The sequence below is a fragment of the Desulfococcus sp. genome (assembly GCF_050178255.1).
Classification (GTDB): Bacteria; Desulfobacterota; Desulfobacteria; order Desulfobacterales; family Desulfococcaceae; genus Desulfococcus; species Desulfococcus multivorans.
The window spans coordinates 1-10,626 of the sequence record NZ_JBFXGG010000058.1; the positions used below are offsets into that span (position 1 = coordinate 1).

At 60.3% G+C, this 10,626-nt stretch carries 9 protein-coding genes; all 9 read right to left on the reverse strand.

The genetic code is table 11. From position 1 onward, the window contains the following. Positions 1–794, reverse strand: a 794-nt coding sequence (locus AB7S84_RS11390; RefSeq protein ID WP_428154536.1) for a UDP-N-acetylglucosamine 1-carboxyvinyltransferase, incomplete at its 3' end; no start/stop codon positions are given. A gap of 130 nt (positions 795–924) precedes the next feature. Next, positions 925–1,101: a hypothetical protein gene (locus AB7S84_RS11395; protein WP_020875315.1), complete on the reverse strand. Its 177-nt coding sequence runs from the start codon at positions 1,099–1,101 to the stop codon at positions 925–927. 17 nt (positions 1,102–1,118) lie between these two features. Then, entirely contained in the window at positions 1,119–2,351 is a 1,233-nt protein-coding gene (qrcD, locus tag AB7S84_RS11400) for a menaquinone reductase integral membrane subunit QrcD (protein WP_020875316.1), read from the reverse strand. A gap of 68 nt (positions 2,352–2,419) precedes the next feature. Further along, complete coding sequence (gene qrcC / locus AB7S84_RS11405; protein ID WP_020875317.1) at positions 2,420–3,238, reverse strand: menaquinone reductase iron-sulfur cluster-binding subunit QrcC; 819 nt, start codon at positions 3,236–3,238, stop codon at positions 2,420–2,422. A gap of 96 nt (positions 3,239–3,334) precedes the next feature. Beyond that, positions 3,335–5,596 (reverse strand): menaquinone reductase molybdopterin-binding-like subunit QrcB, encoded by a 2,262-nt coding sequence (qrcB, locus tag AB7S84_RS11410; protein WP_428154539.1) that lies wholly within the window; start codon positions 5,594–5,596, stop codon positions 3,335–3,337. A gap of 23 nt (positions 5,597–5,619) precedes the next feature. Continuing rightward, positions 5,620–6,267 (reverse strand): menaquinone reductase multiheme cytochrome c subunit QrcA, encoded by a 648-nt coding sequence (gene qrcA, locus AB7S84_RS11415; protein WP_020875319.1) that lies wholly within the window; start codon positions 6,265–6,267, stop codon positions 5,620–5,622. Between the two features lie 144 nt (positions 6,268–6,411). Beyond that, positions 6,412–7,251 (reverse strand): c-type cytochrome biogenesis protein CcsB, encoded by an 840-nt coding sequence (gene ccsB, locus AB7S84_RS11420; protein WP_020875320.1) that lies wholly within the window; start codon positions 7,249–7,251, stop codon positions 6,412–6,414. 102 nt (positions 7,252–7,353) lie between these two features. Further along, complete coding sequence (gene resB, locus AB7S84_RS11425) at positions 7,354–8,763, reverse strand: cytochrome c biogenesis protein ResB (protein WP_428154542.1); 1,410 nt, start codon at positions 8,761–8,763, stop codon at positions 7,354–7,356. A 152-nt stretch (positions 8,764–8,915) separates the two neighbouring features. After that, positions 8,916–10,502: an SGNH/GDSL hydrolase family protein gene (locus tag AB7S84_RS11430; RefSeq protein ID WP_020875322.1), complete on the reverse strand. Its 1,587-nt coding sequence runs from the start codon at positions 10,500–10,502 to the stop codon at positions 8,916–8,918. Between the last annotated feature and the right edge of the window lie 124 nt (positions 10,503–10,626).

Genomic DNA, 10,626 nt, shown 5'->3' on the forward strand with positions numbered 1-10,626 from the left:
TTGTCGATGACGGCCTGGAGGTGATCCGGCTCGCACCGGCGGAGGGTCACGTCCCCCCGGGTCAGGGCCGCCGCCGCCATGAAGGTCCCGGCCTCGATGCGATCGGGGATGATGGTGACCTCGGCGGGATGCAGTTGGGGGACGCCGTGGATGGTGATGACCGACGAACCGGCGCCTCGAACGTCCGCCCCCATCCGGTTGAGGACGTCGGCCAGGGCGATGATTTCCGGCTCCCGGGCCACGTTCCGAAGCACCGTCGTGCCTTCGGCCAGCACCGCCGCCATCATCAGGTTCTCGGTTCCCGTCACCGTGGGCATGTCGAAATAGATGTCGTCCCCCACCAGCCGGTCGGCCGATGCTTCGACATAACCGTGCTCGAGGGTGATGACGGCCCCCAGCCGGGCCAGCCCCTTCAGGTGAAGGTTGATGGGCCGGGCACCGATGGCGCATCCCCCGGGAAGGGAGACCCTCGCCTTTTTGACCCGCGCCAGCAACGGACCGAGGACCAGGATGGAGGCCCGCATTTTCCGCACCAGGTCATAGGGGGCCTCGGACTTGCACAGCCCGTCGGCCCGGATGTAGACCGTATCCCCGTCGGTCTCCACGTCGGCACAAAGATAGGCAAGCAACGCCTTGATGCTCTCCACGTCCTTCAGCCCGGGAACGTTGTGATAGGTGTTCCGCCCCTCGGTGAGCAGGGAGGCGGTCAGAATCGGCAAGGCGGCGTTTTTGGCGCCGCTGATCACCACCTCTCCTTTGAGGGGATGCCCTCCCTCCACAATAATCTTGTCCATGGTCCGTCTTCTCTTTTCCTGTGATCCTGATCAAGCAAAAAAAAGCGCTTCTCCGCGGAAGTCTCGGGAGAGAGCGCTTTTTAATGCTGCTGCCGTTATATCGATGTCGGGATTCCGGCCGACGCAGGCCTCAGTGGTGACCCTCGTCGTCCCCGTGCCCCGCGCCCTTGCCCTGGGCCGTATCGATGGCGGCCTTGAGGATGCAGTAGGTCAATCCCAGTCCGATGATCGTCAGTGCGTACCAGAGACCGCCCATGAAGACGAGATGGCCTCCGTCCCAAATCCACTCAAAAAATCCTGGAAACATATCTTCCTCCTAAGGGGTCAGGAATTCAGTTCTTTTTCCTGGGGAAAGACCGGCAGGTATCGATACGAGAGCGCCACCAGAATGACGCCGTAGGCCACCGGCAGGATCGTCGTCGCCACCTCTTGCCAGCTCGGGTAGTACATGGCCCATGTATCGAAAGGCATTACCGGCATCGCCATCACCTGAAGCACCATCACCCATCGGTTGACGCTGACGCCGATGACGCCGCAGATCACCGCCGTCACCAGGAGGAAGGAACTCTTGCGACCCTTTCTGGTAACGAGGATCAGGGCGGGAACGATGCCGCCGATCACGATCTCGAGCACCAGAATCCAGATGCCGTAGACCGGGTTGTTGCTGTAGAAGTCCATCAGGGTGAAGCCGGCTTCCGGGGCGGTCACCCAGGCCCAGTAGAGGGTATCGGCGATCTTGGCGATGATGTAGGTCAGAATCATCCACCCCGAGATCTTGGCCAGGAGGTCCACGCACTTGTCACCCACAAGCCGCTTGCCCGTCACCTTCTCGATGAGCCTGGTGAGCATCAGGGTGAAGCACGGCCCGTAGGCGGCCGCCGACCACGTAAAGAGGAAGAAGGTCCACGGCCAGATGAAAGCGCCTTCGCGGAAACCGAAGGGGCGGCCGAAGAGCACGCCGGATACGCCGCCCAAGGAGCCCTGGTGAAAGAAGGAGAGGAAGGCGCCGGTGGCGGCGAAGACCGCCATGACCTCGTGCATGTTGTGGGCCAGGTTGTGGAAGAAGGGCACCTTGTTCAGCTGCCGGTTTTCAAGGACGAGGGGCAGGTACTCGATGCTGAGGACGGCAAAGTAGCAGCTCAGGCAGAAGGCCACCTCCGTCAGCATGGAATGCACGTTGGCGTGCCAGAAAATGAACCATCCCCTCAGGGGCTGGCCGATGTCGATGGCAAGGATCAGCAGGGCCGAACTATAGCAGATGAAGCCGATGAGCACGGCGTAGTTGATGATGTTCTTCAGTTCATCCTTGCCGACGATGTATCTCAAAAAGCCGGTGAAGAAAGCGCCGCCGCCCAGGGCGATGACCGCCAGATCCGCCCAGATCCATAGGGCGAACCCGTAATAATCGTTCATGTTGGTCTGGTTTAACCCCTTCAGCCAGCACAGCAGCATGGCATAAACGCCCCATAGAAGGACAGCGCCCACTATGCCGATAAACAAGGCAAACTTCCCCAAAGAACAGCGCTTGACACCCTGGGGGATCAATGCAGAATCCATAAGCTGTACTCCTCATCATGTGCAGTTTCTGTTGTCATTGCTTACCTCGAACAGCCCGAAACCGTCCGTCAGTGTTTGGCGCCGATCGTCCCTTCGCCCTTGAGGTAATTGTCTCCGGCCCGCCTTACCCACTCGCGATCCGACAGGTAATAGACCTTGGGATTGGTCCCCAGTCTCTCCAACAGACGAAACGCATTGGGTGCCTGGGGTCGACCGCTGTGAGCGTTGTCCGGCTTCACCAGCTGGTGCACCTTGTGCTCGGGGTTGTTCAGGTCGCCGAAGGTGATGGCGCCGACAGGACAGGCCTGGGTGCAGGAGGTCTGGTATTCCGCCTCTTCGAGATCCCGACGGCCTTCCAGGTGTGCCTTGTCCATGGCACGCTGGTACCGATGGAAACAGAAGCTGCACTTTTCCACGATGCCCCGCATCCGGACCGACACGTCCGGGCTGAGCATCTCTTCCATACCCGCGGGCCAAACCGGATCCCACCAGTTGAAATAACGGGCATGGTAGGGGCAGGCCGCCATGCAGTACCGACACCCGAAGCATCGGGTATAGATCTGGCTGACGATGCCGGTCTCGTTGCTGTAGTCGGTGGCCGTCGCCGGACAGACCGATACGCAGGGGGAATGGCCGTTGTGACCCTCGCAGTGCATGCACGGCCTGGGCAGATAGCAGATATCGTGATCCGGAAAGGGCTTGCCGTTGGTCAGCCGGTAGACCTTCATCCAGGTAATGCTGTCCCGCTTGTTCGTCTCGTCCTTCTTGAACGGCACATTGTTCTCCGCCATGCACGCCACCATGCAGGACCCGCACCCGGTGCACTTGTCCAGGTCTATGACCATTCCGTACTTCTTGGGTTGACTCTGTCCTCGTGATTTATTCATCAGAACCTCATCATCAAATTTCAGTTGCCAGGTATCGGCGCCCGCTCCCGCAAGGCCGGATGCCGCGGTCCTGGAGCGGATCGCCGATCACTGATCTCAGGCTATGGTCAAGTTGGCCCTGATCCCCCATGCCGCATTCAGGCCGGTGACAGGGTCCTCCACGGGACCGATGAGTTCGTTCACGTTGATCCCTTTTCCCCCGACATATTCGTCGAATTCCGCATGACCGAGCCCCCTGGGCATGGCCACGACGTCGGGGATGATGCCGTCGGACAGGTGGACGCGAACCTTTACCGTCCCCTTGGGGGTGGAGAGATGGGCGAAAACCCCTTCCTCGAGTCCGCACTTCCCGCCGGTCTTGGTGTTGACCTCGACAAAGATGTCGGTTCCCTTGAGAACGGTGTCGTCGACGGTTTTGATCGCAAAGGGCGAGGAGACCGCCGGACCCGCCGCCAGACGCATGGAATCATAGGGAATCAAGGTCAGCGGATATTCTTCCGGTTTTCCCTCGATGGCGACGGCGGGCACTGCCTTGCCGTCGTTGGCACAGGCGTCGGACATGAACGCGAACTTCCCGGAGGGCGTCCGGAATGCATCCTGCCAGGCCGGAGGCCGGTAGGCGGTGTTGCGGATAAAGCCGTTGTCCAGCAACGGTTGCCAGTTCTTTCCAAGGGTCTGCTCCAGGCATGCCTGGTAGCTCTCCCAGGGAAAGGCGTCGGCGACGGCGCCGCCGAGGGATTTAGCCAGCATGAGCAGAACGTCGCCGGTGTGGCGGGTGTCGCGGCGAGGCGAGACCACCGGACGACAGAGACCGATCATGGGCGTGTTCATCCCGGCCGGAGCCGGAACGTCTTCATACCGTTCCAGGTGACCGTGGTTCGGCAGGATCAGATCGGCCATCATCGCGGTGTCGTCCATGTTGGAAGCGAAACTGACAATGAGGGGAATTCTGGAAAAGGCCGCCTTGACCGCCTGGGTGTCGGGCAGGGTATAACACGGATTGGCGCCGGAAACGAAAAGCACCTCCACGGGAATGTCCTGGGCGGTGTTGACGACCTCGGCCAGACGGGTCGGGAGATATTTCGCCAGGGGATAACGATCGGTGCCCGCACCGTCGGTCCGCAGGGCGGCGAGGCCCTTTTCGGCAGCGGCGTCCAGTTTGGGTTCAGGCCAATTGACGTAATCCGGCAGGGGAACGGCCCATACGCCGCCCTTCCGATGAATGCCGCCCACCAGGGCGTTGAGCGCATGGACCGCCATGAACTCATGGAGGGGGCTCGGGGTGTCGCCCCGGCCCCGGCCGCAGATGGCCAGCGGGCTCTTGGCTTTGGCGAAGGCCCGGGCCGTCTCGACGACGACGTCGGGATCCACGCGGGTGAGGCGCGCCACCGCATTGGGAGCGTAATGCTTCAGGACCACCGTCTTGAAGCCGTCGTGCTTTTTGCCGTCCTTGCCGACCCAGTCCTCGAAGCCGAAGCTGTATTTTTCGACGAAATCCTTCTTGTAAAGGTTTTCCTTGATGATGACGTGGGCGATGCCCAAGGCCAGGATGCCTTCGGTGCCGACCTCGATGGGGATCCAGCGGTCGGCGCAGGCCGCGGAGTTGGAGAGACGCGGCTCCACCTGAACGACCACGGCCTTATTGTCATTCCAGGCGGTCCGGGCCTGGAACATGCGGACGGAGGATCCCCAGCCGTCCAGAATGCCGCTGCCGAAGCTGAGAAGGTAATCGGCGTTTTCGAGGTCGAAACCGATGGCGGCGTCGACCCCCTGCATCAATTTGAGGACGATCTCGTAGGTGTCCTCGAAGCCGGGGGCGCGCATGAAATTGGGGGAACCGTAGACTTTCAGGAAGCGTTTGAAGAGTTCGGGCACCGTGCCGCGGTCGCTGCCCGTGATGCAGGCGAGGGTCTGGGGACGGCCCTTTTCCCGCAACTCATCGAGTTTTGAGGCGATCTCGGAGACGGCGTCGTCCCAGGAGATCCGCCGCCATTTGCCCTCGCCCCGCTCGCCCACGCGCTTCAGGGGGGAGGCGACCGCCGTGGGGCCGTAAAGCGCCTGGAGCCCCGAAAGACAGTGAACGCAAGCCTTTCCGTCACTGCCGGGATATCCCTTCATGCCCTCTATCTTCACCGCCCGATCGTCGACCTTCCGGACGGAAATCCCGCATCCCCCCGGACAGAGGGTACTGACGGAATTGACATAATTCACTTCACCGTCCTGCGGTACCGGCGTCCAAGGCCACATCTGCGTCCAGATCGAAAGATCGTCCGTCAGTTTCCAGGGCAAAGGTGAGAGCGCCGTCCCCGCCGCCGCGCCGATCCCCAGAGACAAGAAACTTCTTCTGTCTATTTTCATAACGTTACCCCTTAAACCCGATTTTATTTATGACACACGAAGCAGGCGCCCTTACCGGTCTGAACGCTGTTCTGCTCTACCCCGAGTTTGACGTGGCACTCGGAGCAGTCATCCATTTTCATCCGGTCCCAAGTGTTCGTCTTGAATCCCGCGATATTCTCGCCCCAGATGTCCCGGCTGTATCCGGTGATCCGGTTCTCCTCGTACACTTTCAGGGTGGTGGAATTGCCGATATCGCCGTGGCAGGTTTTACAGTCCATACCCGCGGACTTGACATGAGCCGCATGGGAGAAGAAGACACAGTCGGGCTGCCTGGAGTAGACCTGCCAGGGGACCTCCCGACCCGGGACGACATACGCGTTGACGAAGACGGCTTCGTCTTCGGTTTCTCCCTGGACGCTTTCGTGGCAGTCGATGCACTGCGCGAGTTTCGGAACGCCGGCATAGCTGCCGTCTTCCCTGAAAAAGTGGCAGGACTCGCAGCCCTCGCCCACCAGTTCGTTGTGCAGCTTGTGGTTGAAATCAAAAGGCTGGCGTTTCTGGGAGTAAAGAAGTTTCGGGAAAATGACCCACCCCACAATCAGGCTTGCGACCAATCCGACGATAAAAAAAAGGAGCGCGAACCCGCCTCCGTCGGAAACCGCTTTTGCTTTTTCCTCTAATGCACTCATGAACACTCCATCACGCTGTGGTTAACGATTTAACTACATCCCCGACATCGGGCCCCCGACAAAAAACAGCACCGGATCAAAGGCACAAATGGAATGAATCCCAGAGCCTCTCTACCCACTGAGGGCGCTTTTGTCAAGGAGAAATCATTGCGAACCGTAGCTGTGCAGGCCCGGCAGAAGGTTTACGCCGAAGTAGGTGAACAGCACGGCCATGAATCCGAGAATCGAGATATAGGCGATTTTCCGCCCCCGCCATCCCCGCATGAGCCGGGCATGAAGCAGGGTGGCATAGACAAACCAGGTGATGAGCGACCAGGTCTCCTTGGGATCCCACCCCCAATACCGCCCCCAGGCCGAATTGGCCCAGACGGCGCCGGTAATGATGCCGACGGAGAGGAAGAGAAACCCGAACTGCACCATCTTGTGGGTCAGGTCGTCCAGGACGTCCGGATCGGGAAACCGGTCGAGGATGAGGCTCGACGCCCCGCCGGAACGCGCCTTGATCACGAACATCAGACTGATGCCGAAGGCCACGGCGAATCCCGCATATCCCAGAAAACAGGTGATGACGTGGGCAATGAGCCAGTTGCTCTTGAGGGCCGGGATAAGCGGCTGGATCCGGTCGCTGATGTTGGGGGAAAGGGAGGCGTAAGCCATGGCCAGAAAGGCGATGGGCATGACGAACGCGCCGATGACGCGATTCCCGTATCGATATTCCACGAACAGATACAGAGCCGCGATGGCCCAGGCGAAGAAGACCAGGGACTCGTAGAGATTCGACAGGGGGGCGTGCCCGTAGCCGAGTTGATAGCTTTCCACCCATCGCAGCAGAACGCCGCCGATGTTGCCGGCAATTCCGACAGCCGCCGTCCATGCGGCGATTTTCCCGGGGGTCGTCTTTCTGAAAATGAGGGCCACGACATACAGAAGCGCCGAAAGGCCGTACACAAACGTCACGACGGACAATAGGGTTGAACTGTTCATAACGCTATCCTTGCCGCCCCGAGGGGCGCAGTTGAGGTTTCATTTTTCCGCCGGCGGCAGCGCGGCTTCGAATGGTCCCGACAACAGGGGTATCCGCAGCGGCTATCGGCCGGCTTCAAGCTTCTCGAGACGCCCGGAGATCTTCCGGACGCTCTCCGCCACGGCGCCGGGGTTCTTGTTGGCGGTGCCGGAGACGGTCACCGCGGCCCCGGCTCCCCGACGGGTCACATCGATGCAGATGCGCTGATGGGACATGAAGAAGGTCACGATACACCCCAGGATCATCAGGATAAAACCGGCATAAACCAGCGGCACCCCGGGGTCCCGGGTGACCTGAAGGCCGGTGTAGTATCGCTCGCCCACGGGCTCGGTCACCGAAAAGACGAAACGGCCGTCCTTTCGCATCTTGTCGAAACGGGAAAACCGCACCGGCAGATGGATCTCGACAGGCTCCCCCCCGGGGGGCTCGAGTTCGCCCACGAGGGTCTCGCCCAGATCCCGTTGTCCCATGAAGAGGTAGGACGGCAGGAACGCCTTGGCCGTGAAGACGCCGCCCCCCTCGGGGAGGGTGAGGGGCTTGTCGAGAAAGACCTTTTCCGTATAGACCATCCCCGAAGCCTTGCTGGTGATGGAGACGTCGATCCCCTTTTCGGCGACCGCACCGAGATCGGCGGGCATCTTGCCGTAGCTCGACTGGAAGATGTTGATGCCGCGGTACCGGAGCGGATCATTGACGATGATCTCCTTTTCGAGAACCGGCTTACCCTCTTCCAGGATGGCCAGGCGTGAACGGTATTCCCTGGGGGCCCCCGTTTCATAGAAGGAGACCTGGAAGTCATCGCACCGGATGGCGAAATCGAGGGGCTGCTCCCTGTCGCCGCTCCGAAGGTGAACCGCCTGGACGCTTTCGCCCTCGGGGATGGTGACGAAACCGTCGAAGCCGAAAATGGAACCGACCAGGCCGCCGATCAGCAGAAAGACGACGCTGAGGTGCACGATGTAGACCCCAAGCCGGGTCCAGCGCCCCTTTTCGGCGAAGATGCGAAACCCGCCGTCCGCGGCTTCGGTCCGGCTATAGGTGAAGGCCCGGGCGGCAACCTCGGCATAGCGCTCCCTGAGACGCTCCGGAGGGGGGGTCACGGTAAACACGGCCTTGTGCCGGGGGTTCCGGAACATGGCGGAACGGAAGACGGGGGTCTTGACGAAAACCGTCTTCCAGAGGGTGGAAAGGCGATCGATGGAGCAGGCGACGATATTGGCGGTGAGCAGCACCAGGAGCAGCTGAAACCACCAGGAATGGTACATGTCGAAGATATCGAGCACGTAGAAGAGCCGGTAAAGGAACTCCCCGTAGGCGCGAACGTAGTCCTGGGGGGCGGCGTTCTGGGGGACCAGCGTGCCGATGATGGAGGTGGCCGCAAGACTCAAAAGCAGGGCCACCGTGAGGCGGATGGATATCAGAAACCCCCAGACGGGGTTGGATGCGCGAGAGGCATCGCCTTCACGTTTCATGTTGGACGTCCTTTCTGTGCAGTGAAGTTAAACGCGTATCCATAACAAAAGCGCGGGATGGAATCAAGAAAGGACTTTCAAACGGGACATGGCCCGGCGCATGGGTAAACCTCGGTTTTGAGACGGATGCCGGAAGCGGCATCGGGAGCAAATCAGAAAGCGGATGCATCGCCTTTTGCAGGGGCGGGATTTATCGACGTCCGGTTCGATGCATCGGCAGGCGGGGTGTCGACACATGACCCGATGCCTTCCGTTGCCGGCAAACCGTCGATGCCGACGGTTTCGGAGACAGCATTGCCGGTCGTGAATGCTTCGGGCGGAAACCGGTTGCATGCCGGCAGGAGCCGCACAAGGGCCTTCATCCATACGTCGGCCATTTTAGCGTAGCCGATATTCGTGGGATGCAGATCATCCCACATATCCACGGCATAATCGAGAGCGCCTTCCTGGTCCACAAGGACGATTTTGTCTCCGGCGATGATTCTCGACGCCGCCATGCGCTGGACGTTGTTGTTGAAGACGGTGGTGTCCGGGTGGTAGGTTTTACGGTTGATGATGCGCGCAGCCACCACGATCAGGTCCGTGTCGTTGTCGAACTCGTATCGATCGATCTCATCGAATATCCGCTCCACGTCGCCTTCATTCGCCGTCAGGGAATTTGTTCCGATATGCAGGAGCACGATCTCCGCCGGGTGCGCCGTGAGCCAATCGTAGATGCCGGCGGCCGCCTCCTCGTCCTTGATGCCGGGAAGCCCCTGGTGCTGAACGTCAAAAGGCGGGGAGACATGACCCCCGGTGTTTTTCTCTCCCACAAAGTCGACATCATAACCGGCACGCCGCAATGACCGATACAGGGGGGCTCTGTACCCGGTGCTCAGGTTCGCGTCCCTGATCTCGCCGACGCCGTAGGTGATGGAATCGCCGAGGGGCATGATCGGCACCGGTCGTGAACAGTCGCGGACGACGAGCAGCGCCGTCGCCGGGTTCGACCACCCGCCCTTATCGTTCCGGATCCGGAAAAAAATGGTGTGCACGCCTGAAGAGAGAGAATCGATATCGAAAGCGGATTGACGGGAGATGATCCCGTCCAGGTCGGAACGCCACTCATAGGCTGTCGGCACGTTCCCGGTGTCGATGCTCGACCCCTGAAATCGTATGCACTGATTCGGCTCGGCCGCCGGGGGATCGATGCGTTCGATTTTCGCAACGGGCGCCGTGTCGGTAAACCCCGCAAACCGGAATCTGACCGCATCGGCGCAGGTGCTGTAATTTTGGGCTTCCCCGGGAGCGGCGATCAGGGTGACGTCATATCGCTCTCCTCCGGCGAAAGGATAGACGCCGATCCGGTTCCATCGGCCGCCGTTGACCTGCTGGTCGATGCTGACACGCTCCCGGCCCATCAAATATTCAATGCTGAGGGGAACGGCGGAGCTTCTGGAGGCGTGAGAGCTCCACCACATCGAAAGCTCATAGACGCCCGTAATCAAAGGCGTAAAGGTCCATGTGTAAGTGCTGCCGTTGCAGCTCCACCGGGATGGGGTGCCCGTCTCGTCAGGGTCGTAGGCGTCGGTTGCCGTCGATTTGGGCCACGAACCGGTGAAAGCGGTCTCCGGGGCGTCGTTATCGATGATGATCTCCGTCACACCGGCGATAGAGCCTAAAAACAGCACCAGCAGAAGGCATGGAAAGCCAACCGGAATCCTGGAACGCTTCAGGGGCATGCGGCGATTGTTTTTCATCGATCAGAACCGAACGGGCAGAGAAAACAGGATGCTCTCTTCAGTCTCCAAGGGATCAAGGCTATAAGCCTGAAGAGAGCTCCTGCGACGAACATAGCAATTATCCCCCTTCAGTCTTCAGCCT